Source organism: Diaphorobacter ruginosibacter (assembly GCF_014395975.1).
GTDB lineage: Bacteria > Pseudomonadota > Gammaproteobacteria > Burkholderiales > Burkholderiaceae_C > Diaphorobacter_A > Diaphorobacter_A ruginosibacter.
Window position 1 is genome coordinate 1,232,373 of the sequence record NZ_CP060714.1, and the last position, 21,715, is coordinate 1,254,087.

Annotated in this window: 21 protein-coding genes; 9 read left to right on the top strand and 12 right to left on the bottom strand. The window is 64.3% G+C overall.

Annotated elements, in window-relative coordinates; all coding sequences use genetic code 11:
- Positions 1 to 22: 22 nt before the first annotated feature.
- Both H9K76_RS05665 and tsaE read right to left on the bottom strand, forming a co-directional pair.
- Positions 23 to 1,513 (bottom strand): N-acetylmuramoyl-L-alanine amidase, encoded by a 1,491-nt coding sequence (locus H9K76_RS05665; RefSeq protein WP_187598625.1) that lies wholly within the window; start codon positions 1,511 to 1,513, stop codon positions 23 to 25.
- Between the two features lie 58 nt (positions 1,514 to 1,571).
- Positions 1,572 to 2,129, bottom strand: a complete 558-nt coding sequence (gene tsaE, locus H9K76_RS05670) for a tRNA (adenosine(37)-N6)-threonylcarbamoyltransferase complex ATPase subunit type 1 TsaE (RefSeq protein WP_246475329.1) — start codon at positions 2,127 to 2,129, stop codon at positions 1,572 to 1,574.
- Here tsaE and queG point away from each other — a divergent pair.
- On the top strand, positions 2,112 to 3,179 hold the full coding sequence (gene queG, locus H9K76_RS05675) for a tRNA epoxyqueuosine(34) reductase QueG (RefSeq protein ID WP_246475330.1): 1,068 nt from the start codon (positions 2,112 to 2,114) through the stop codon (positions 3,177 to 3,179). The two genes, tsaE and queG, sit on opposite strands and share 18 nt — an antisense overlap.
- 33 nt (positions 3,180 to 3,212) lie before the next feature.
- On the opposite strand, the gene H9K76_RS05680 is transcribed toward queG, so the two are convergent.
- Complete coding sequence (locus tag H9K76_RS05680; RefSeq protein WP_187598631.1) at positions 3,213 to 4,130, bottom strand: AEC family transporter; 918 nt, start codon at positions 4,128 to 4,130, stop codon at positions 3,213 to 3,215.
- Positions 4,131 to 4,305: 175 nt separating this feature from the next.
- Here H9K76_RS05680 and H9K76_RS05685 point away from each other — a divergent pair, with 175 nt between their 5' ends.
- Together H9K76_RS05685 and xerD are read left to right on the top strand one after the other, a co-directional pair.
- Positions 4,306 to 5,268, top strand: a complete 963-nt coding sequence (locus H9K76_RS05685; protein ID WP_187598633.1) for a tripartite tricarboxylate transporter substrate binding protein BugE — start codon at positions 4,306 to 4,308, stop codon at positions 5,266 to 5,268.
- 87 nt (positions 5,269 to 5,355) lie between these two features.
- Positions 5,356 to 6,252, top strand: a complete 897-nt coding sequence (gene xerD, locus H9K76_RS05690) for a site-specific tyrosine recombinase XerD (protein WP_187598635.1) — start codon at positions 5,356 to 5,358, stop codon at positions 6,250 to 6,252.
- A gap of 20 nt (positions 6,253 to 6,272) precedes the next feature.
- On the opposite strand, the gene H9K76_RS05695 is transcribed toward xerD, so the two are convergent.
- From H9K76_RS05695 to H9K76_RS05705, 3 genes are all read right to left on the bottom strand, one after another.
- Positions 6,273 to 7,313, bottom strand: a complete 1,041-nt coding sequence (locus tag H9K76_RS05695; protein WP_187598637.1) for a TRAP transporter substrate-binding protein — start codon at positions 7,311 to 7,313, stop codon at positions 6,273 to 6,275.
- Positions 7,314 to 7,689: 376 nt separating this feature from the next.
- The gene (locus tag H9K76_RS05700; protein WP_343066303.1) at positions 7,690 to 8,886 is read right to left on the bottom strand and encodes an EAL and HDOD domain-containing protein; all 1,197 of its coding nucleotides are present in this window, start codon (positions 8,884 to 8,886) and stop codon (positions 7,690 to 7,692) included.
- A 244-nt stretch (positions 8,887 to 9,130) separates the two neighbouring features.
- Complete coding sequence (locus tag H9K76_RS05705; protein WP_187598641.1) at positions 9,131 to 9,931, bottom strand: ferritin-like domain-containing protein; 801 nt, start codon at positions 9,929 to 9,931, stop codon at positions 9,131 to 9,133.
- A gap of 218 nt (positions 9,932 to 10,149) precedes the next feature.
- Here H9K76_RS05705 and H9K76_RS05710 point away from each other — a divergent pair, with 218 nt between their 5' ends.
- Together H9K76_RS05710 and hslO are read left to right on the top strand one after the other, a co-directional pair.
- The gene (locus H9K76_RS05710) at positions 10,150 to 10,674 is read left to right on the top strand and encodes a gamma carbonic anhydrase family protein (RefSeq protein ID WP_187598643.1); all 525 of its coding nucleotides are present in this window, start codon (positions 10,150 to 10,152) and stop codon (positions 10,672 to 10,674) included.
- Between the two features lie 67 nt (positions 10,675 to 10,741).
- Positions 10,742 to 11,734: an Hsp33 family molecular chaperone HslO gene (hslO, locus tag H9K76_RS05715; RefSeq protein ID WP_187598645.1), complete on the top strand. Its 993-nt coding sequence runs from the start codon at positions 10,742 to 10,744 to the stop codon at positions 11,732 to 11,734.
- Positions 11,735 to 11,749: 15 nt separating this feature from the next.
- Here the strand turns inward: hslO and H9K76_RS05720 are convergent, their stop codons facing one another.
- From H9K76_RS05720 to pyrG, 6 genes are all read right to left on the bottom strand, one after another.
- Positions 11,750 to 12,238, bottom strand: coding sequence for a hypothetical protein (locus tag H9K76_RS05720; RefSeq protein ID WP_187598646.1), 489 nt, complete (start codon positions 12,236 to 12,238; stop codon positions 11,750 to 11,752).
- A gap of 73 nt (positions 12,239 to 12,311) precedes the next feature.
- Positions 12,312 to 12,596, bottom strand: coding sequence for an FtsB family cell division protein (locus H9K76_RS05725; RefSeq protein WP_187598648.1), 285 nt, complete (start codon positions 12,594 to 12,596; stop codon positions 12,312 to 12,314).
- 176 nt (positions 12,597 to 12,772) lie between these two features.
- On the bottom strand, positions 12,773 to 14,059 hold the full coding sequence (gene eno, locus H9K76_RS05730) for a phosphopyruvate hydratase (RefSeq protein WP_187598650.1): 1,287 nt from the start codon (positions 14,057 to 14,059) through the stop codon (positions 12,773 to 12,775).
- Positions 14,060 to 14,207: 148 nt separating this feature from the next.
- Positions 14,208 to 14,498, bottom strand: coding sequence for a DUF1330 domain-containing protein (locus H9K76_RS05735; RefSeq protein ID WP_187598651.1), 291 nt, complete (start codon positions 14,496 to 14,498; stop codon positions 14,208 to 14,210).
- Between the two features lie 72 nt (positions 14,499 to 14,570).
- Positions 14,571 to 15,428, bottom strand: coding sequence for a 3-deoxy-8-phosphooctulonate synthase (gene kdsA, locus H9K76_RS05740; protein ID WP_187598653.1), 858 nt, complete (start codon positions 15,426 to 15,428; stop codon positions 14,571 to 14,573).
- 22 nt (positions 15,429 to 15,450) lie between these two features.
- Positions 15,451 to 17,106 (bottom strand): CTP synthase, encoded by a 1,656-nt coding sequence (gene pyrG, locus H9K76_RS05745; protein ID WP_187598655.1) that lies wholly within the window; start codon positions 17,104 to 17,106, stop codon positions 15,451 to 15,453.
- 206 nt (positions 17,107 to 17,312) lie between these two features.
- On the opposite strand from pyrG, the gene H9K76_RS05750 reads away from it, so the two are divergent.
- From H9K76_RS05750 to H9K76_RS05765, 4 genes are all read left to right on the top strand, one after another.
- On the top strand, positions 17,313 to 17,777 hold the full coding sequence (locus H9K76_RS05750) for a sigma-70 family RNA polymerase sigma factor (protein ID WP_246475332.1): 465 nt from the start codon (positions 17,313 to 17,315) through the stop codon (positions 17,775 to 17,777).
- Complete coding sequence (locus H9K76_RS05755; RefSeq protein ID WP_187598658.1) at positions 17,777 to 18,784, top strand: FecR family protein; 1,008 nt, start codon at positions 17,777 to 17,779, stop codon at positions 18,782 to 18,784. The genes H9K76_RS05750 and H9K76_RS05755 overlap by 1 nt, the downstream gene beginning before the upstream one ends.
- 101 nt (positions 18,785 to 18,885) lie before the next feature.
- A complete protein-coding gene (locus H9K76_RS05760) occupies positions 18,886 to 21,420 on the top strand; it encodes a TonB-dependent siderophore receptor (protein WP_246475334.1) in 2,535 nt (844 codons plus the stop codon).
- A 3-nt stretch (positions 21,421 to 21,423) separates the two neighbouring features.
- On the top strand, positions 21,424 to 21,714 hold the full coding sequence (locus tag H9K76_RS05765) for a hypothetical protein (RefSeq protein ID WP_187598660.1): 291 nt from the start codon (positions 21,424 to 21,426) through the stop codon (positions 21,712 to 21,714).
- The last annotated feature ends 1 nt before the right edge of the window (position 21,715 follow it).

Below are 21,715 nucleotides of genomic sequence, written 5' to 3' on the forward strand. Positions count from 1 at the left end.
CTACCCCTGCGGATCGCGCGTCCTAGACGGACCGGTTGCGTGCCAGCGGCGGGTTCTTGGCGAAGTAGCGGGTGATGCCGCGCATCAGGGCATCGGCCAGTTGGATCTGGTATGCGGTGGAGCGCAGCTTGGCTTCTTCGTCGGGATTGCTGATGAAGGCCGTCTCCACGAGCACGCTGGGGATGTCCGGGGCCTTGAGCACGGCAAACCCGGCCTGTTCCACGCGCGGCTTGTGCAGCTTCGCAAATCCCCCGATCTCGCCCAGGAGCACGCTGCCCAGCTTCAGGCTGTCGTTGATCTGCGCGGTGGTGCTCATGTCCAGCAGTGCGCGCTGAACGTGCCGGTCCTGGGAGGTGACGTTCATGCCGCCGATCAGGTCGGACTGGTTTTCCTTGTTGGCCAGCCAGCGTGCGGCCGAGCTGGAGGCGCCGCTCTGGCTGAGCGCGAACACGCTCGCGCCCTTGGCTGCCGGCGTGGTGAAGGCGTCGGCATGGATGCTCATGAACAGGTCGGCCTGCACGCGGCGGGCCTTTTCCACGCGCATGGCCAGCGGCACGAAGAAATCGGAGTCCCGTGTCAGAAAGGCACGCATGGGATTGCCGCCCACCGTGGTGGCGTTGATGCGATCACGCAGCAGGTGGGCGATCTTGAGCACGATGTCCTTCTCGCGCGTGCCGCTCGGGCCGGTGGCGCCAGGGTCTTCGCCGCCGTGGCCCGGGTCGAGCGCCACGATGATCAGGCGGTCGGTGGGGCGCGCAACCGAGGGCGCCCTGCGAGGAGCCGGGGCGGGCGAGGGCGCAGGCGGTGGGGCGGATGCAATCACCTCGGGTGACGGAGCCGGCGTGGCAGCGGGCGGCGGCACGGGAACGGGCAGCGGCAGCGGTGCAGGTGCCTGTGCGACGGCCACGGGGGGGCGGTCCTGCAGCGGTTTCTCGCTGCGCTGGGCGATCAGGTCACCGAGCGGATCATGCGCCGAAGGAGTTCCCGCAGGCGTGTCGATGGGGGCCGGGGCCTCGGCCACCGTGGCCTTCGGATCGTTCAGGCGTTCGGCGATCAGCGCTTCGAGCGGATCGCGCGCCTGGGCCGGGTACAGGTCGAACACCAGGCGGAATTGATACGCAGCCACCGGGGTCAGCGTGAAAACCTGGGGACGCGCCGCATGCTTGAGGTCCATGACCATGCGTACCACGCCAGGGGCATTCTGGCCCACGCGGATGCCGGCGATGTTGGGGTCGTCCGGGCGGATCTTGGCGACCAGTTCCTTGAGCTGTGGATTGAGGTCGATGCCCTCGATATCCACGGCCAGGCGCGGCGGTGTTTCGACGAACGTGTGCCTGGTGACCAGGCGCTGGTCCGACTCGATGGTCACGCGCGAGTAGTCCTGCGAGGGCCATACGCGGACGGCGACGATGGATGCGCCGCGTGCGATCTGCTGCGCACCGAGAAGGAGGACGAGCGTTCCTGCCTGGAGCAGGGAGCGGCGGGAGTGATGGACCGGGGCCTCATCTGTCATGCGAGGTCCTTTGTCGGGCAAGCGGGCGCGTTCATGCCGAGTGTGATTCTCGACGGGTTCATGCGTTCAATCCTTGGAGCAATTCCTGCCCGTGGGCAGTGTCGGCGGCAAGCGTAACCTGCCTCAGCTCGTCACTTCGTGCTTCAATGTAAATAGCTATATCAGAAGGTGGGATAAGTGATCCCGCTTTTTCGGGCCATTCGGCCAGCTTCAGGCCCGGGGTGGCGAAGATGTCGCGAAAGCCTGCGTCCTCGTATTCGCGTGGATCGCTGAACCGATAGAAATCGAAATGCCAGATGTCGAGGCTGCCGGCCTGGTGCGGTTCGACCACTGCATACGTCGGACTCTTGATGCGGCCTGTTACGCCCAGGGCGCGCAGCAGGTGGCGAACCAGGGTGGTCTTGCCGGCCCCGAGGTCGCCGTGCAGCGTGAGGAAGGCATTGCGCAGGCCGGGCAGGGCGGCCAGCCGGGCCGCGAAGTGCGCGGTGTCTTCCTCGCTGTTCCAGGTGAATTGCAGGCGCGCGAGCGGTGCGGGCGCATCGTTCGCCAGGGCATTTCCCGCCGCCGGCGTGGCAGTTGTTTCTACAATTTGCGGGTGATGTGGTGCAGCAGTCAACTCGTTCCTCAAATTCAGCTCTGGGCTCGCGAACTGGGATTTTCCCAAATTGGCGTGGCCGGTGTCGATTTGTCCTCTTCCGAAGCGGGTTTGCTGCGCTGGCTCGAGAGCGGATTCCACGGCGGGATGCACTACATGCAGGCCCATGGCCTCAAGCGCGCACGGCCCGCGGAGCTGGTTCCGGGCACCGTGAGCGTGATCACGGCACGCATGGACTATCTGCCGGACACGGTTCCCGAAGGCTGGCAGGCCGTCGAGTTCTCGCGACTGGCGCGCCCGCAGGAGGCCATCGTGTCGATGTATGCGCGGGGGCGGGACTATCACAAGGTGCTTCGGTCGCGCCTGCAGAAGCTCTCGGAGCGGATCGGCGAGGCGGTCGGGCCGCTCGGCCACCGGGTGTTCACCGACTCCGCACCGGTGCTCGAGTGCGAGCTGGCCAGCCGCAGCGGACAGGGCTGGCGCGGCAAGCACACCCTGGTGCTCAACCGCGAGGCTGGATCGATGTTCTTCCTGGGCGAGATCTATGTCGATCTGGCGCTTGAGCCGACCGCACCCACGACGGCCCATTGCGGGAGCTGTTCCGCCTGCATGAGCGCGTGCCCCACGCAGGCCATCGTGGCCGAGGGCGTGGTGGATGCCCGGCGCTGCATCTCTTATCTCACGATCGAGCATGCGGGCTCGATCCCGATCGAATTGCGTCCGTTGATGGCCAACCGCATCTACGGTTGCGACGACTGCCAGCTCGCATGCCCCTGGAACAAGTTCGCGCAGCGCAGCAGCCTGCCCGACTTCGACGTGCGGCCGGGGCTCGCGGGCAATACGCTGGTGCGGCTGTTCGCATGGGATGAAGCGCAATTCCTGCGGCACACGGAAGGCAGCCCCATCCGCCGCATCGGCCATGAGCGCTGGCTGCGCAATATCGCGGTGGCCATGGGCAATGCTCTTGCGAAGGCGGACGATGCCGAAATCCGGAGTGCCTTGCTCGCGCGTGCCGGACACGCCAGCGAGTGCGTGCGTGAGCATGTGCAGTGGGCGCTGGCGCAGGGCTGATCCAGCCCTCCAGCCCTCCAGCCCTCCGATCGTCTATCCCACGAGGCTCAGCGCAAACGGCAGGCTCAGCACCCCCAGCATCGTTGACAGCGTCACCAGGCCCGCCACGTAGGGCCCGTTCAACCCCATGCGCGCGGCCAGCACGAAGGCGGAAGGCGCCGTGGGCGAGGCGGACAGCAGGATCAGCACGAGGGTCTGGGGCGGGTCCAGCCGGAACAGCCTGGCCAGAAGCCATGCCAGCAGGGGCTGGATGGCGTGGCGGATCGCGAGCAGCGACAGGCTCAGGCCCCTGTTGCGCCGCAGTTCTCCGAGCTGCAGACCCGCGCCCGCGGCCATCAGGCCGAGCGCCAGCGATGCCGCGCTGATGCGCGTGAAAACGGGCTCGATCCATGCAGGAATGGAAAGGCCCGCGAAGTTGCAGACCAGGCCCGCAATGGTGGCGATGATGAGCGGGTTGCGCACCAGCTCACCCAGAAAGCCACGGCCGGAGCCACGGGTCATCGGCCACACGGCGGCGATGTTGAACAGCGGCACGCAGATGCCGATCATCATCGCCATCATCAACAGGCCCTGGGCGCCCAGCAGGCGGTCGGAGAGCGCCAGCATGATGTAGGAGTTGAAGCGAAAGCCCACCTGCGCCGCAGCGGCATGATCGCGCCGGTCGATGCGCTTGCCGAGCAACGGCACCCAGGGCAGGCAGTACGACATCGCAACGGCCAGCGCGCCCAGGGCGATGGCGGCGCCAACCAGGCCCGATGCGGCGTCGAGCTGGATGGGGCTCTTGAGGATCGACTGGAACAGCAGCGTCGGAAACAGCAGGTAGTAGACCAGCATCTCCACCGATTGCCAGACCGGGCGGTTCAGCAAGGTGTGGCGGCAGATCAGGAAACCCAGCAGGATCAGCGAAAAATCCGGCAGCAGCAGTTGAGCGTAGTTCACGGGGCGCAGCATAGCGGGACTCGGTTGCCATGGTGCGGAATCCGGTGATGCGCGGAGCCTGGAACACGCTCAGTCGCGGCATCGGGGAAATCCCGATGAATATGGGCCAAAAAGCAAACCCGGTGGAGGGTTCATCCGTTTAGCATCGAAATCCAATTCTTTGAACCGACTGCGAGGAGCTTCTCATATGCAACGCCGACACTTGATGGCCTTGGCTCTCACAATGGCCGCTGGCACATCATTTGCAGATGGATATCCCACCAAACCGATCCGTCTGGTGGTTCCATTTGCGCCTGGTGGCACGACCGACATCATCGCGCGTGTGATATCCGATCCGCTGGGCAAGACCCTGGGCCAACCGGTCATCGTGGACAACAAGGGCGGGGGCGGCGGCCTGATCGGTGCGACGGAAACGGCGCGCTCGGCACCCGACGGCTATTCGCTGGGCGTGGCGACCGTGTCGACGACGGCCGCGAATCCTGCGATCAACACCAAGACGCCGTACAACCCGATCACCGATTTCACGCCGATCATCAACATCGCCGCGACGCCCAACATCATCGCGGTGAATCCCAGCTTCCCGGCCAAGGACTATGCCGGCTTCATCGCCGAGCTCAAGAAGAACCCCGGCAAGTATTCGTACGGGTCTTCGGGCACGGGCGGCATCGGCCACATGCTGATGGAGTTGTACAAGAGCCTGACCGGCACCTTCGTGACGCACATTCCCTACCGTGGTGCGGGCCCTGCGCTCAATGACGTGGTGGCCGGCCAGGTGCCGATCATCTTCGACAACCTGCCGTCCGCGCTGCCCTTCGTGAAGGCCGGCAAGCTGGTGCCGATCGTGGTGTCCGCACCAACGCGCCTGAAGGAACTGCCCAATGTGCCAACCTTCAAGGAAGTGGGGCTCGAGCCCGTCAACCGCCTGGCCTACTACGGCATCCTGGGCCCCAAGGGTATGCCCAAGGACATGGTCGACAAGCTGAACGAGGCTACGCGCAAGTCGCTGGAAGATCCGGCCGTGCGCAAGCGCATCGAAGATACCGGCTCGATCATCGTTGCCAATACACCCGAGCAGTTTGCGCAGCAGATCAAGGCCGAGTTCGAGGTCTACAAGGAGGTCGTGAAGAAGCAGAAGCTGACGCTCGACTGAGCCGGCAGACGGATACTATCGAGATCCTCTGATAGAAACGGAAACGCCACTCCCTGGGGTGGCGTTTTTACGTGCTATGTTCGCTCGATGTCAGAAAGCCAGAACGCCATAGACCAGTTCATAGACGCCCTCTGGCTCGAGGACGGGCTGTCCCGCAATACGCTGGCGGCATACCGGCGCGACCTGGAGCTGTATGCGGCATGGCTTGCCGGTCAGGATGCGCCCGTCTCGCTCGACCGGACGAGCGAGGAGCATCTGAACGGCTATTTCGCCGCACGCCATGACGAGACGCGGGCCACGTCGGCCAACCGGCGGCTTACGGTCTTTCGCCGCTACTTTCACTGGGCGCTGCGCGAGGGCCGCATCACAGTGGACCCAACGGTGCGGCTGCAGGCGGCCCGGCAACCGCTGCGCGTGCCCAAGACCCTGTCGCAGCAGCAGGTCGAGGCGCTGCTCGGTGCGCCCGACGTGGACAGCATGCTCGGCCTGCGCGACCGCACCATGCTGGAGCTGATGTACGCAAGCGGCCTGCGCGTGAGCGAGCTCGTCACGCTCAAGACCTTCCACCTGGGGCTGAACGAGGGCGTGCTGCGCATCACCGGCAAGGGCGGAAAGGAACGCCTCGTGCCCTTCGGGCAAGAGGCCGCGCGCTGGATCGAGCGTTATCTCGCGGACAGCCGCGGTGCCATCCTGGGAGGGCAGCAGACCGACGACCTGTTCGTCACCCAGCGCGGCGCGGCCATGACGCGCGTGATGTTCTGGGTGATCGTGAAGAAGCACGCGCAACTCGCGGGCATCACGTCGCCGCTTTCACCGCACACACTGCGCCACGCCTTCGCCACCCATCTGCTGAACCACGGGGCCGACCTGCGCGTGGTGCAGCTGCTGCTGGGGCACGCGGACATTTCCACGACCACCATCTACACCCATGTGGCGCGCGAGCGACTCAAGCAGCTGCATGCCGACCACCACCCGCGCGGCTGACGGTGGCTGGTGCATGAGGGTCAGGGCTTCTTGGCGAAGTAGTAGCTGAGCAGCGCGTTCGCGCTTTCCACGCCTGCCTTGCCGGACCAATCACGGGCGAAGCGCTCGCCCAACTGGTCGAGCTTGTGGCGCAGCTCGTAGGTGGGGCCGGAGATCTTCGTGCCGCGTTCTGCAAGCACCTTCTGGGCCGCATTGTCGGCATCCTTGGCCAGTTGCCAGCCGCGCACCTCGGCCTGTCTGGCGGCATTGTCGAGCGCGGTGCGAGCCGCCTCCGGCAGCTTGCCAAAGACCTGCTCGCTCATGCAGATGATGTTCTTGGGAATCCAGGCACGCATGTCGATGAAGACACCCATGGCATTCCAGGACTGGCTGTCCACGCCCGTGGTACTGGACGTCACCATCACGTCGATCTGGCCTGCCTGGATGGCCTTGGCCAGGTTGTTCGCGGGAATGTCGACGGGCGTTGCTCCGGCCACCTCGGCGATGTATTTGGTCGCATCGTTGTTGACGCGGAATTTCTGGCCCTTCACGTCATCGAGCTTGCCGATGGCATTGCGGGCAAAGAGCCCCTGGCCGGGCCAGGGCGCGGCGTAGAGCACGCGGATGCCCTGTTTCTTGAGCAGCGCCTCGGTGGGCGCGCGGGTGTGCTCCCACAGGCGCCGCGCGTCATCGAAACTGTGAACAATGAATGGCAGTGAATCGATGGCAAACAGCGGGTACTGCTTGCTGAAGTTGGACATGAAGATCTCGCCGATCGCCAGCTCGCCCTTGCTCAGGGCGGGCAGCACCTCGTTCATCGGCATCAGCTTGGAGTTGCTGACCACCTCGAGCTGCAGGGCACCCTGGCTCGACTGGTTTGCCTCGCGCGCGAACTGCTGCAGGTTCTGGGTGTGAAAGAGCGCATCGGTGTAGGCTCCGGCAATCTTGAGCTGAACCGGAGCGGCCAGAGCCTGGTGAGGCCACGAGGCAGTCAGGCCCGCGCCGGCAAGGGCGCCCAACTGAAGGAGGGCATCGCGGCGCGATGGATGGGCAGGCGTTGCGTAGGTATTGCGGTCGGCCATGAGCGGTAGTCCCGAAGTTGCTGGTTGCGCGCGACCGACCGCAAGCACCACACTTGGCGGCGCGTTCACGCGACATGTTTTATGGGTTTTCAGCTTGCAAACTCTTCGAGCCCGAACGCACGACGCCTCGCGTTCCGATACCGGCTTTTCAGGCCGGTGGAATGGTTGAAAACGCACTGTCAAAAAGGTGCAGGATGTCCAAATTTGCAACTTTTGTCAGTTTATTTCAGCAGATTCCACGGAATTATTTTTTTGTTTGCATGTTGTTTGATCCGCATGAGGGCTTGACCTCCGGATCATGTGTTTAGAAATGATGACAAGTCTTGGCGGCAATCACGTTCGGCGATGAGCGCGCACCGATAGCGTGCAGGCGCTTTCAGGTGGGGCTGGCCCAGTCCTGCGCCAGCCTGTGGGCCTCACTCAACTGCTGCCAGGAAAGGCCCAGCGCTGCGGCAGACTGCAGCTGCTCCGCCTCTTCCCCGGCCTCGCAGGCCTGGGCGAGCGCCAGCAACGCACCGAGGTAGCCCGTTTGCTGCAGCGCCGCGTCGCGCACTCCCTGTGGCATGTGCAGCAGGTCGATGATGGAGGCCAGCGGGATGTCCAGCAGATGGTCCAGCTGCGTGATCATCCCCACAAGAAATGCCTGATCGCTGACGGACTGCGGTAGCTGCTGGGCCTTGGCCAGCAGTTCCATGAAGCGGCCCTGCTCGACAGCGTGCCGGGAGGCGGCCTGTGGCTCCTCGGACGTGACGCGGAAATTCTGCAGCAGGCTGACCCAGCAAGTGAGCCGTTTGTGGCCCAACAGGCGGATTGCATGCTCGATGGATTGGGGCCCACCCGCGGGCAGCAGGCCCGACGTGAAGGCCAGGCGCAGCAGGTTGAAACCCATGGCGGCATCCCGCTTGACCAGCGACTCTATCTCCTGGGTGTCTGCCTGCTGTCGCAGCAGTCCCTGCAGCCTTGTCACGCTCTCCGTGCTGGGAAACACGAGCCGCGCTTCCATCAGCTGCGGGCGGGAAAGCCAGTAGCCCTGGAACATCCGCACGCCCAGTTCGCTGAGCAGTTCGAGCTGGTGCGCGGTTTCGATCTTCTCTGCGATCAGCTTCGCGCCGCTTTCGCGCAGCGCATATTTCGCCAACACCATGGTCTGCTCGATGCGCAGGCTCGACACGTCGAGCTTGATGAAGTCGGCCAGCGGCAGCCAGGCAGCATAGGCCGACTCGAGCACCGAATGGTTGAATGCGAGGCGAAACCCGCGCTCATGCAGCGACTGGAGAATCGGCAGGCGCGTCCGCACTTCCTCGGTGGCCGTATGGCCCAGCGGTGGAATCTCGAGGACCACCTTGGCGGGGTCGAGCAGCATCAGGTGCCCTTGGGCCAGGCTCTCATGCGTGCAGTTCACGAAGATCAGCGTCTCGCCCATCAGCTCCTGCAGGCCGGCGTGGGAGAGGGCGGTAAGCGCCAGCATCATGTCGCTGGCCGCCGTATGCGCGGCGTGATTTCGGGAGCGGTTGAACAGTTCGTGCCCGATGACACGTCCTTCCGCATCCACGATGGCTTGTCGGGCAATCAAGGCTCCAACGGATGGATTGCCTTGAGGCGCAATGGACGGAGACATCGGGACTGTGTACATGCTGTTTGTTGGGGCGCGGAACCGGCTCGTCAGGGACGAGGGTTCAGCGTCAAGGCTGCGCGATCTATTAGCAAATCGAGGTGAATTGTAGGAATGATTGTTTCGATTGTCGTGTATCCGCTCTGTAAACCTTTGATTCAATTTATCAACAATCAATTACTGATTGACCAAAGTCAAGGCGATTCTAGTGGTTCAGCCAGAGCAATTCCTCATCGCTGAAGCCAGCAGCGCGTCGCGCCGCCTCATTCAGTGGGGGTTTCGGACGAGGGGCCTCGTAGACGCGGGTGAGTTCGGCGAAATGGGTCAGCGGTTCGTGTCCGTCACGACTGCACAACCAACGATACCAGTGGTTACCTATGGCGACATGACCTATTTCTTCTTCCAGGATGATGTCGAGGATGGCCGCGGCCGCCAGGGCGTCCGGTGCCCCGATGTGGCGCAGCTTCTTCTGGATCAAGGGCGTGGCATCGAGGCCGCGCGCCTCGAGCGTGCGCGGAACCAGCGCCATGCGCGCCACGATGTCGCCCGCGGTCTTCTCGCACATCGTCCAGAGCCCCTGGTGCGCGGGGAAGTCGCCATAGTCATGGCCCATGTCGCGCAGGTGGTCCCGCAGCAGGCGGAAATGCTTGGCCTCCTCGCCGGCCACCCGGAGCCAGTCGAGGTAGAACGGCCCGGGCATGTCCTCGAAGCGCCAGATGGCATCCAGCGCCAGGTTGATGGCATTGAATTCGATATGGGCGATGGCGTGCATGAGCACGGCCCGGCCTTCGGGTGTTGCGGGTGAGCGTCTGCCCACTTCGGTGTGCTTCAAAAGGACCGGCCGCTCGGGGCGGCCCGGAAGATCGATGCCCGGTGGCGGCGCGAGCACGGCCTGCGCATCTATTGAAAATTGCGCGGCGTGGACATACATGTCCAGCGTCTGGGCTGATTTCTGCTCAGGGTCTGTCAGGCACAAGACCTGCAATGCTCGTTGACGTAGCTCCATACTTACAATTCTAGGGAGCTTCTGCAAAACCCTCGCCAATCGGCTGGACGCGGATCGGGATGAGCCGCAAGGCGTCTTTTGAAGGCAATAGCCGTAGCTATTGACGAAAAAGACAACGCCGCGGATCGCCCGAGGCCGTGTTCAGACGATGGCAGGGAGTTTTGCAGAGGTTCCCTATGGAATCCCTATCCCACAAGAGTCTCAGGAGACAAACCCCCATGGCAATGTATGAACTGGATGGCATGGCACCGAGCGTGCCCGAATCGGCCTGGATTGCGGACAGCGCGCAAGTGATGGGCGACGTGAAGCTCGGCGAGAACGCCAGCGTCTGGTTCGGCACCGTGGTGCGTGGCGACACCGACACGATCACCATTGGTGCGGGCTCCAACATCCAGGATGCAAGCGTGCTGCACGCCGACCATGGCGTGCCGCTGACCATCGGTGCGAACGTCACGGTGGGCCATCAGGTCATGCTGCATGGCTGCACCATTGGCGATGAGTCGCTGATCGGCATCGGGGCCGTCGTGCTCAACGGGGCGAAGATCGGCAGGAACTGCCTGGTGGGCGCGGGATCGCTGGTGACCGAGGGCAAGGAATTTCCCGACGGCTCCATGATTCTCGGAAGCCCGGCACGGGTGGTGAAGCAGCTGTCTCCCGAGCAGATGGAAGGGCTGCGCGAGAGCGCGCGGCGTTACGTGGAAAACGCGCACCGCTTCAAGAAGGGGCTGCGCAAGATTGGTTGATGGACTCCGCAGGTGCATGCAGGCTTGGCCAGGTGCCGCCTCGGAGTTGTTTTTAGAAAGAGTACGAGTGTCAGAACTCCATAAGTTTCTGTTTGATGGCCTGCCGGTTCGCGGCATGATCGTGCGGCTCACGGATGCGTGGACCGAAATCCTGAGCCGCCGCGCGGCCAACACGGAAACCGGCAACTACACCCCCGCCGTGCGCGAACTGCTCGGCGAGATGGCCGCCGCAGGCGTGCTCATGCAGTCCAACATCAAGTTCCAGGGGGCGCTGATTTTTCAGATCCAGGGCGATGGTCCGGTCAAGCTGGCCGTGGCGGAGGTGCAGTCCGATCTGAGCCTGCGCGCCACGGCGACGATTCCGGGCACGGTCACCGAGGAGATGACCAGCCTGTCGTCGCTGGTGAACGTGAACGGCAAGGGCCGCTGCGCGATCACGCTTGATCCCAAGACGCGCCTGCCCGGGCAGCAGCCCTACCAGGGCATCGTGCCGCTCAATGGCGAGCACGGCCAGAAGCTGGAGAAGCTCAGCGATGTGCTGGAGCAGTACATGCGCCACTCCGAGCAGCTGGACACCACGCTGGTGCTGGCGGCGAACGACCAGGTGGCGGCCGGCCTGCTGATCCAGCGCATGCCGGTCAAGGGCGAGGCCAACCTGGAGGCTGCGCAGGGTGCCGATGTCGATGCCGACCAGATGGACGTGAACGAGGAATACAACCGCATCTCCACGCTTGCAGCCAGCCTCACGCGCGACGAGCTGCTGACCCTGGACGTGGACACCATCCTGCGCCGCCTGTTCTGGGAGGAGAAGGTCCTGCGCTTCGTGCCCCTGCAGGGCGACGACGGCCCGCGCTTTGCCTGCACCTGCAGCCGTGAGCGCGTGAGCAACATGCTGCGCGGCCTGGGTGAAGAGGAAGTGCAGAGCGTGATCGACGAGCGCGGACTCGTCGAGGTGGGCTGCGAATTCTGCGGAAAGCAGTACCGCTACGACTCCGTGGATGCGGCGCAGCTCTTCACCGGGCGTGAGAAGCAGCCTCCCGCATCGAACAACATCCAGTAAGAGCGTGTTTCCGGCTTAGGCCGTCGCCGCCAGGCCGGAAAACAGCTTGTGCTCGCACTCCGGGTCGCTGCATTTCTCGCACGACCAGGCACGCATGCGCGGATGCGTGGGCTTGGCGATGTCGGTGATCGCGAAGTGCGCGCTTTCACTCGACGGCAGCAAGGCCCTGGCGGTCAGTGCGATGGCATTGGCCGCGTTGCGCAGTCGCTCCTGCAGTGTGGCGCCATACAGCACCTGGAACCCCATCATGGAGTCGGTGAGGGCACTGCGCAGGGCCAGCTCGTTGGCATGGAAGTTGGGCGACTGCACCGGCACCAGCAGCGACAGGTGCGGCTGATCGAAGGTCTTGAGCTCATGCGCCAGCCATTGGCCGAGTTGCGCACGCTGCTGCTCACAGCGCATGGCACCGGGCTGCTGCAGGGCATCGAAGCAGTGGGCATGAATGGCGATCCGCTCGCTCCAGCCCGGCTGAAGATCCGCATGGGATTGCAGTGCGTCTGCCATGAGGCCGGCATCGACTCCCCAGAAGGAAATGCGAAGCGGCAGAGGAATGCGGCGGGAGGCGGGGGGAGGCTGATCAGCGCCTGGAGGGAGCGACATGCACGTAGATTTCGTTCGGCTTGACCATGCCAAGCTCGCTGCGTGCCTTTTCCTCGACCATGTCCATGCCTTCCTTGAGATCGGAGACTTCCGCGCTCAGGCGTTCGTTTTCCGCTCGGGCCTTGTCATTGGCGTCCTTCTGCTCGGCAATCTGCTGTCGCATGTTGGCCACGTGTTCGACGCTGCCGCGGCCGCTGAGCAGCTGGGTCAGGACCAGCAAGAGCAGCAGCAAGAGAATCAGCGGAACAATGCGTGTGCTCATGGACTAGGTGGATGCAGCGGTAGGGGCCTTGGACGGATGGTACACGCAGACTGTTGTTGAAACACAACCACGGCGACCCCGGCAAGGCGTCACCGCGAAGGATAACGCGCCCATGGGGTGCCGCGTGCTGACGGGGCCAACCCGTTGTTACAACGTGTTGGCCTCCGGCCCGGCGATCAGCGCAGGTTGTAGAACGCAGCGCGGCCAGGGTAGAACGCGATGTCGCCCAGGTCTTCCTCGATGCGCAGCAACTGGTTGTACTTGGCCATGCGGTCCGAGCGGCTCAGCGAACCGGTCTTGATCTGGCCCGCGTTCGTGCCCACGGCGATGTCGGCGATGGTCGAGTCCTCGGTCTCGCCCGAGCGGTGCGAGATCACGGCGGTGTAACCCGCGCGCTTGGCCATCTCGATGGCTTCGAAGGTCTCGGTCAGCGTGCCGATCTGGTTGATCTTGATGAGGATGGAGTTGGCGATCTTCTTGTCGATGCCTTCCTTCAGGATCTTGGTGTTGGTGACGAACAGGTCGTCGCCCACCAGCTGGACCTTGCCGCCCAGACGCTCGGTCAGGTGCTTCCAGCCGTCCCAGTCGCCTTCGGCCATGCCGTCCTCGATGGAGATGATCGGGTACTTGTCGACCCAGGTCGCGAGCATGTCGGTCCACTGTTCGGCCGTCAGCTGCAGGCCGCCTTCGCCTTCGAGCACGTACTTGCCATCCTTGTAGAACTCGCTGGCAGCGCAGTCCAGGCCCAGGACGATCTGCTCGCCGGCGGTGTAGCCGGCGTTCTCGATGGCCTGGAGGATCAGCTGGATCGCGGCTTCATGGTTTTCCACGGAGGGCGCGAAACCGCCTTCATCGCCCACGGCGGTGCTCATGCCCTTGTCGTGGATGATCTTCTTGAGTGCGTGGAACACTTCGGCGCCCCAGCGCACGGCTTCGCGGAACGAAGGAGCGCCCACGGGGATGATCATGAACTCCTGCAGGTCGAGGCTGTTGTTGGCGTGCGCGCCACCGTTGATCACGTTCATCATCGGAACGGGCAACTGCGTCGCGCCCATGCCGCCGAGATAGCGGTACAGCGGCAGGCCGGATTCTTCAGCGGCTGCGCGGGCCACGGCCATCGACACGGCCAGCATGGCGTTCGCACCCAGGCGGCCCTTGTTGTCGGTACCGTCGAGGTCGATCAGGGTCTTGTCCAGGAAGGCCTGTTCGGACGCATCGAGGCCCAGCACGGCTTCGGAGATCTCGGTGTTGATGTGTTCCACGGCCTTGAGCACGCCCTTGCCCAGGTAGCGGCTCTTGTCGCCGTCACGCAGCTCGATGGCTTCGCGCGAACCCGTGGATGCGCCCGACGGCACGGCCGCACGGCCCATCACGCCGGATTCCAGCAGCACGTCGCATTCAACTGTGGGGTTGCCGCGGCTGTCCAGCACTTCGCGGCCTACGATGTCAACGATGGCACTCATGAATGATCCTAAGAGAGTTTGAAAACGGGGAAATGAACAACAACACGCCGGAGGTGCCGCGATGAAGCCGTGCGGGCTCCGGCATGGCAGGTCGAGAAAGGATGGCGGCTGGCATGGCTTGTTGCGGCATCGATTCTCACGGTGGGGATCACACGCCTTCCACGCAGATCAGGCGCATGATCGCCGCACCTTCGCGTGCGGCGCGCGCCCGGCCGTATTCGGGCGAGTGATAGAACGCCCTGGCGGCATCGAAGCTCGGAAACTTCAGCACCACCACGCGTTCGGGATTCCAATCACCTTCCATCACTTCCACCTGGCCGCCGCGAACGCAGAGTTCGGCGTTGTGCGCCTGCATGGCGGCCGTGGACCACTTCTTGTATTCCTCGTACTGCTCGGGCCGGGTGACCTGAACGGTGGCGATGACGTATCCGCTTGGCATGTCGTTGTCTCTTTTCTTATGGAAATGAAAACAGGCTGATGGATGGCGTTGGAGGGAGATCGGGTTGCGGGATCAGGCTTCGAAGTGGTTTTCCAGGAAGCCGTTGCGCTTGGTGACGTCATCGAGCGCCACCAGCGTTTCGAGCAATGCCTTCATGTGCTTGAGCGGAACCGCATTCGGGCCGTCGGAGAGCGCATTGCACGGGTCTGGATGGGTCTCCATGAACACCCCGGCCACACCCACGGCAATCGCTGCGCGCGAGAGCACGGGCACCATCTCGCGCATGCCGCCGCTCGATGTGCCGTTGCCGCCCGGCAACTGCACGCTGTGCGTGGCGTCGTAGACGACCGGCGCGCCGGTCTCGCGCATGATGGAGAGCGAACGCATGTCGGAGACGAGGTTGTTGTAGCCGAAGCTCGCACCGCGCTCGCAGGCCATGAAGCTGTCTTCCGGCAGGCCCACTTCCTTGGCGGCCGCGCGCGCCTTGTCGATGACGTTCTTCATGTCATGCGGCGCGAGGAACTGGCCCTTCTTGATGTTCACCGGCTTGCCGCTCTGGGCGACGGCGCGGATGAAATCGGTCTGGCGGCACAGGAACGCGGGCGTCTGCAGCACGTCGACAATTTTGGCGACGGCGGGAATCTCCGCTTCGGTGTGCACATCGGTAAGGATGGGCACATTCAATTCCTTCTTCACCTTGGCGAGGATCTCGAGGCCCTTGTCCATGCCCGGGCCGCGAAAGCTCGCGCCCGACGAGCGGTTGGCCTTGTCGTAGCTGCTCTTGAAGATGAAATGGATGCCCAGACCAGAAGTGATCTCCTTGAGCTGGCCAGCCACATCCATCTGCAGCTGTTCAGACTCGACCACGCAGGGGCCTGCAATCAGGAAAAAACGTTTGTCGAGGCCGACATCGAATCCGCAGAGTTTCATGATGTGACTGGTCCTTCAGAGATTACTTTTTGGCGTCCTTGTGATGCGACACGGCCGCCTTCACGAACGCGTTGAACAGCGGGTGGCCGCTCCATGGCGTGGACTTGAATTCCGGGTGGAACTGCACGCCGATGAACCAGGGGTGAACCGAGTTCGGCAGCTCAACGATCTCGGTGAGCTGTTCGCGCTGCGTGAGCGCGGAGATCACCAGGCCTGCATCGCGCAGCTTGTCCAGGTATTGCGTGTTGGCTTCGTAGCGGTGGCGGTGACGCTCGGTCACCACGTCGCCGTAGATGCTGTGCGCCAGCGTGCCGGGCTGCACGTCGGAGGACTGCGCGCCAAGGCGCATGGTGCCGCCGAGGTCGGAGTTCTCGTCGCGCGTCTTGATGGTGCCGTCCTCGTCCTTCCACTCGGTGATCAGTGCAATCACGGGGTGCTTGGCGTGCGGGTCGAACTCGGTGGAGTTCGCGCCCTCGAGGCCCGCCATGTGGCGTGCGTACTCGATGGTCGCAACCTGCATGCCCAGGCAGATGCCCAGATACGGAATCTTGTTCTCGCGGGCGTAGCGCGCGGTCGAGATCTTGCCTTCCACGCCGCGCGAGCCGAAGCCGCCGGGCACCAGGATCGCATCGTACTTGGCGAGCTTGTCCTTGGCGTTCTTGTCGTCGATGGTTTCAGAGTCGACGTGCGTGATCTTCACGCGCACATGGCTTTGCATGCCGGCGTGCTTGAGCGCCTCATTGACCGACTTGTACGCATCGGAGAGTTCGACATACTTGCCGACCATGGCGATCTGCACCTCGCCCTGCGGGTGCTCTGTCTCGTAGACCAGGTCGTCCCAGCGCTTGAGGCTGGCGGGGGGCGTGTTCAGGCGCAGCTTGTCGCAGATGAGGCCGTCGAGCCCCTGCTCGTGCAGCACGCGCGGCACCTTGTAGATGGTGTCCACGTCCCACATCGAGATCACGCCCCATTCGGGAACGTTGGTGAAGAGCGAGATCTTCTCGCGCTCTTCGTCCGGCACCGCGTGCTTGGCGCGGCACAGCAGCGCGTCGGGCTGGATGCCGATCTCGCGCAGCTTCTGCACGGTGTGCTGGGTGGGCTTGGTCTTGAGCTCGCCCGCTGCCTCGATGTAGGGCAGGTAGGTGAGGTGAACGAAGGCAGAGTTGTTCGGGCCGAGCTTGAGCGAGAGCTGGCGTACGGCCTCGAGGAACGGCAGCGACTCGATGTCGCCCACGGTGCCGCCGATCTCGCAGATCGCGACGTCCACGGCGTCCTCGGTGCCGATGCCGGCGCCGCGCTTGACGTATTCCTGGATCTCGTTGGTGATGTGGGGGATGACCTGTACGGTCTTGCCCAGGTAGTCGCCCCGGCGCTCCTTCTCCAGCACGGACTGGTAGATGCGCCCGGTGGTGAAGTTGTTGGACTGCTTCATGCGCGTTTCGATGAAGCGCTCGTAGTGTCCGAGGTCGAGGTCGGTCTCCGCGCCATCGTCGGTCACGAAGACTTCGCCGTGCTGGAACGGCGACATGGTGCCCGGGTCTACGTTGATGTAGGGGTCCAGCTTGATGAGAGTGACTTTGAGGCCGCGCGATTCAAGAATCGCAGCAAGGGAGGCTGAGGCGATTCCCTTGCCCAGGGAAGACACCACACCGCCGGTAACGAAGACAAACTTGGTCATGTCTTTTAAGGTGGTGGGAAATTCCGATTATACGGGTCGGCCCGCATGGCATGCAGAGGAGTGCGGCTTTCTCCCCGGCAAGTTTCTGCTAATCAATGTAATGAGATTGATTCTCATTAATGTATGATGCGTCCCTTGTAACAAAAGGGGCGGTCACTCTTCCGATCCCTTCGCCGTCTTGCCGCCATTGGGGATCCACCGTGCAGGTGCACTTCTACGCAGAACTGGTCAATTTCTTCACGCGCTCGCTCAATGACCGGGACGCCGCCCGGGACGTGGTGCAGGAGAGCTATGCGCGCGTGCTCCGGATGCAGGCGCGCTCCGCCGTCGCGCATGACTTGCGCGCGCTGCTGTTCCGCACGGGCAAGAACATCGTGATCGACGAAGCACGTCGGCGCAAGGCCGAGGAGGCCGTGTTGGAGACGCTGTCGCTGGTCAAGCGGGACGATGCACCCTCGGCCCAGCAGGAGGTGGAGGCGCGACAGCAACTCGACAGGCTGCTGGCCCGGTTGAACGCCATGCCGCGCAAGCGCCGCGAGGTGTTCGTACTGGTGCGGGTCTACGGCTTCAGCCACGCGGAGGCGGCGCAGCACATGATGGTGTCGGAAGCGGCCGTTGAAAAACACGTGGTGCGGGCGGTCTGCGACTGCATGGGTCTGCGGGGGGCGTGATGGACTGCAGCGCGGACTATGGCGAATTCCAGGAGCCCGCGGCGCGCAGACGCCTTGAGCACGCCCTGCTGTTGCTGGCACGCCAGCATGGCGGCGATGCGGCATCCGCGCGGCGCGCCAGTGAATCGCTGGCAGCCTGGCGCGCCAGGGATCCTCTCAATGAATCGGCGGCGCAGGCGGCGCTGCAAGGCTGGAACGCCACCCAGGCGGCCGGGTTGCGCCAGGAGCTTCCCCTGCCGGCTACGCAGCAGGCCGCCGTGCAGAGGCGGCGGAGGCAGGTGCTGTCCGTTTTTGGCGTTGCCGGACTGGCGGCGACCGTGGCGGGGGCCGTGCGCTGGCACGGACGGCAGCCGCTGCAGACACTGGCCCTGCAGACCGGCGCGCGCGAGGTGGTGTCGCACAACCTGCCGGATGGATCGCATGTCGACCTCACTCCGGGAACGCGGGCACAGGTGGTGATGTACAGAGACCGGCGCGAAGTCCGGATGGAGCGCGGTGCGATCCGCTTCGACGTGGCGCGCGATCCACAGAAGCCTTTTGTGGTGCTCTCGGACTGGGGGCGGGTGCGCGTGCTGGGTACGGCCTTTTCCGTGGAGGTGCGCGAGGAGCGCATGCAGGTGGCCGTGGCGCACGGCAGCGTGGCGGTGTGGGCACGCGGGGCCGAGGGCCGGGGATATGCAGAGGCACCGGACGTGGTGCTGCGGGGTGGGCAGGGCGTGCGCGTGGATGCGGACGGCCTGGGACCCACGCGCGAGATCGATCCAGGTGGCGTGGGTGCATGGCGCGACGGCTGGCTGGTGTTCGATCGCACGCCGCTGTCCGAGGTGATCGCGCGCTGGAACGACTATCTGGCACGCCCGGTGGTGCTCGAGGGCGGCGGCGACCTGCTGCTGACGGGGAGCTTTCGCATCCGGGATCCCGACACCTTCATCGACGCGTTGCCGCGCTCGCTGCCCGTCACGGTGCGTCGCTCCGCGCAGGGCTCCATGACCATTCGCCAGCGTTGAATGCCCGCGTTGCGGGAGCGCGGGATACCGAAAGATTTTGTCCGGTTCGTGAAGGCTCGTACGTCTTCAACGAAGAAACACGTCAAGCAATGTGCTTCATCATGAGTCATCCGCAAGAAAAACCATCCACTCCGTCTTCTTCTCGTGGGGTCGCACGCACCGTGCCATCGCTACCCGCCATCCTGCTTGCAGGCATGGTGGCCGTGTCGGGCGCGGCCGGCACAGGTGTGGCATGCGCCGGATCCGGGCAGGATGCCCTGGCCGCCGTGCACCCACTGGATCTGGAGGCCCAGCCCCTGGGTCCGGCTCTCGACGCGCTGGCGCGCCAGTGGGGCGTGTCCATCTCGGTGGATCCGGCCCTGGTGGCGGGGCGCGTGGCGCCGGCGCAGCAGGGGGACGCGACACTGGCAGATGCGCTTCGCAAGGCACTGGGCGGTACCGGACTGGTGGCCCTTCCCACGGGAGCGAGCATCACGGTGCAGCGCACTGCCGCAGCGGTTGAGCGTGCGCGTCCTGCACCGACCGCCGGGCAGGCGAATTCACTGGACGAGGTGGTCGTGACGGAGGCCGTGGAGCGCAGTGTCTACAGCGAGGGATCGCGCAGCTATGCGCCAAAGAACGTCGAGGTGGGCAAGGCCGCCCAGTCGCTGCGCGAGATTCCTCAATCGGTCACGGTGGTCACGCGCCAGCGCATGGACGACCAGGCCATGCGAACGCTCGACGAGGTGATGAACTACACCACGGGCGTGACGCGCGACGAAAACTGGCTCGACACGACCTACCAGTCGCGGGGGCTGAACATCACCAATTTCCGCTATGACGGGGGCAGCACGACCACGGCACGTTCGGGCAGCCGCTCTCAGGACATGGCGCAGTTCGACAGCGTTGCCCTGCTGCGCGGCCCCGACGGGCTCTTTGGTGCAGGCGAGGCGGGTGGTGTGATCAACTTCACCTACAAGCGCCCGCTGGCGGAGCGCCGGACGCAGGTGCTGGTGTCCGCCGGAACCATGTCCAACTACCGGGCAGAGCTCGATACCACCGGCGCGCTCAACGAGTCGGGCAGCCTGCGCGGCCGTGCCGTGGTGGTGACGCACAACCGCGACGACATGGCCGAGCCATCGCGCCAGAAGCGCCGCCTGCTGTACGGCACGCTGGAACTGGATGTCGCACCCGACACCTTCGTGACGCTGGGCGCAAGCTACCAGAACGACAAGAATCCGGGCTTCAACGCCAGCCTGCCGCGCTATGCGGACGGCTCCAACATCGGCTTTCCCCGCAACACCAACATGGGGGCGCCGTGGAACTGGATCCACCGCGAGAACACGACCCTGTTCGCCAAGCTCGACCACGAGCTGGCGGCAGGCTGGAAGCTCAAGGCGCAACTGCGCCACACGCGCTTCAACGAAGGAGTGAACGGTGCGGAGATCGAGAACTCACCGTCTCCCATCACGGGCGCGGGAGCCGACTGGTGGATCAACCAGGTCAAGACGCAATCGCGCGAAACAGGCCTTGACGTGAACGTGCAGGGCGGCTTCGATGCGCTGGGCCGTCGGCATGACGTGCTGTTCGGCTTCGATTCCCAGCGCGGCAGCGACTACAGCCGCAGCCTCTGGCCCCGGATCGGTCCGGCCGACATATTCGATCGCACGCCGCCAGCCGACCCGGGCTATCCGCTCGGAGACTGGACCAATGGTTCGCAGACCGTCACGCAGAAGGCGGGTTTCTATGGATCGCTGCGGCTGCGTCCCGTCGACGATCTGGCTGTGGTCCTTGGTGGCCGCTATACGCTGCAGGAGCGCACGACCCAGCACGACATGAGCGGCAAGCTCAATTCGAAGAGCGTGGATGGCAATATCTTCGTGCCTTATGTCGGTGTGGTCTACGACGTCTCTCCGGCCTGGAGCATCTATGCCAGCACGGCGGAAATCTTCCAGTCCCAGGCGGGCAAGCTGTCCGCTCCCCTGCCGGGCAAGCCGCTCGATCCGGTGCGCGGCCGCACCTACGAGCTCGGGGTGAAGGGTGAGCTGGCTCCGGGCCTGGCGGGAAGCGCGGCGATCTTCCGCACCGAGAAAAAAGGCGTGGCGGCAATCGATCCGGCCTATCCCAGCACCGAGTGGCGGGGCGGCTGCTGCTGGTTCCGCGACGGCTACCAGCTCAGCAAGGGCATCGACCTGGAACTCACCGGCCAGGTCACGCCGGACCTGCAGGTCGCGGTGGGCTACACCTTCAACGACAACGTCGACAAGCGCGCCAATGATGCACGCTTTGCCACCATCACACCGCGCCATCTGCTCAAGGCCTGGGGCAACTACCGTTTCTCCGGCGAGTTGCGCGGCTGGAGCGCAGGCGCGGGCATGACGATGCAGAGCAGCACCTTCCGCAAGGGCACGCTGAACGCCTACAACCCCGAGACCGGCCAGTACGACGGCCCCTGGTCGGCCTATCAGTTCAACTCGCCGGGCCATGCCGTGTGGTCGGCGCGCGTGGGCTATGAGATCAACAAGCAGTGGAGCGTGGCGATGAATGTCTCCAACCTGTTCGACAAGACCTACTACAGCACGGTCGGCTACGCGGGCTACGGTAATTTCTATGGCGAAAAGCGTGCGGTGAACTTCACGCTGCAAGGCAGCTTCTGATCCATGAACGACAAGAAGACCCCAAGGCGTTCGGCCCCTTATCTTCAGCGCCTGCTGGGCGCGTCCCTGGGCGGCTACCTGCTCGCGAGCGCCTGGGTGGTGTTCTGCGGCGCCCTGTCTCGGCATGCCGCCGAGTCGATTCTCGCGGGCATGCAGGTCGGCCTCGTGATCCACGTGGCGGCGGCCATCTGGTCGTTCTCGCCCATGCCGCTTGCGCGCATGTGGCTGGGCCTGCTGGTGCCTGCCGCTCTGCTGCTGGCGGCTTCGGGCGTGCTGATGCACTGGAGGGGTTGAG

What these genes read in the sequence shown, in the direction of transcription:
- H9K76_RS05710 (WP_187598643.1), top strand. Translation starts at nt 10,150, where the DNA reads ATGGCAATGTATGAACTGGATGGCATGGCACCGAGCGTGCCCGAATCG.
- H9K76_RS05685 (WP_187598633.1), top strand. Translation starts at nt 4,306, where the DNA reads ATGCAACGCCGACACTTGATGGCCTTGGCTCTCACAATGGCCGCTGGC.
- H9K76_RS05665 (WP_187598625.1), bottom strand. Translation starts at nt 1,513, where the DNA reads ATGACAGATGAGGCCCCGGTCCATCACTCCCGCCGCTCCCTGCTCCAG.
- H9K76_RS05720 (WP_187598646.1), bottom strand. Translation starts at nt 12,238, where the DNA reads ATGGCAGACGCACTGCAATCCCATGCGGATCTTCAGCCGGGCTGGAGC.
- H9K76_RS05755 (WP_187598658.1), top strand. Translation starts at nt 17,777, where the DNA reads ATGGACTGCAGCGCGGACTATGGCGAATTCCAGGAGCCCGCGGCGCGC.
- H9K76_RS05680 (WP_187598631.1), bottom strand. Translation starts at nt 4,130, where the DNA reads ATGCTGCGCCCCGTGAACTACGCTCAACTGCTGCTGCCGGATTTTTCG.
- queG (WP_246475330.1), top strand. Translation starts at nt 2,112, where the DNA reads ATGTGGTGCAGCAGTCAACTCGTTCCTCAAATTCAGCTCTGGGCTCGC.
- eno (WP_187598650.1), bottom strand. Translation starts at nt 14,059, where the DNA reads ATGAGTGCCATCGTTGACATCGTAGGCCGCGAAGTGCTGGACAGCCGC.
- H9K76_RS05695 (WP_187598637.1), bottom strand. Translation starts at nt 7,313, where the DNA reads ATGGCCGACCGCAATACCTACGCAACGCCTGCCCATCCATCGCGCCGC.
- H9K76_RS05725 (WP_187598648.1), bottom strand. Translation starts at nt 12,596, where the DNA reads ATGAGCACACGCATTGTTCCGCTGATTCTCTTGCTGCTGCTCTTGCTG.
- H9K76_RS05705 (WP_187598641.1), bottom strand. Translation starts at nt 9,931, where the DNA reads ATGGAGCTACGTCAACGAGCATTGCAGGTCTTGTGCCTGACAGACCCT.
- H9K76_RS05765 (WP_187598660.1), top strand. Translation starts at nt 21,424, where the DNA reads ATGAACGACAAGAAGACCCCAAGGCGTTCGGCCCCTTATCTTCAGCGC.
- xerD (WP_187598635.1), top strand. Translation starts at nt 5,356, where the DNA reads ATGTCAGAAAGCCAGAACGCCATAGACCAGTTCATAGACGCCCTCTGG.
- pyrG (WP_187598655.1), bottom strand. Translation starts at nt 17,106, where the DNA reads ATGACCAAGTTTGTCTTCGTTACCGGCGGTGTGGTGTCTTCCCTGGGC.
- H9K76_RS05760 (WP_246475334.1), top strand. Translation starts at nt 18,886, where the DNA reads ATGAGTCATCCGCAAGAAAAACCATCCACTCCGTCTTCTTCTCGTGGG.
- kdsA (WP_187598653.1), bottom strand. Translation starts at nt 15,428, where the DNA reads ATGAAACTCTGCGGATTCGATGTCGGCCTCGACAAACGTTTTTTCCTG.
- H9K76_RS05735 (WP_187598651.1), bottom strand. Translation starts at nt 14,498, where the DNA reads ATGCCAAGCGGATACGTCATCGCCACCGTTCAGGTCACCCGGCCCGAG.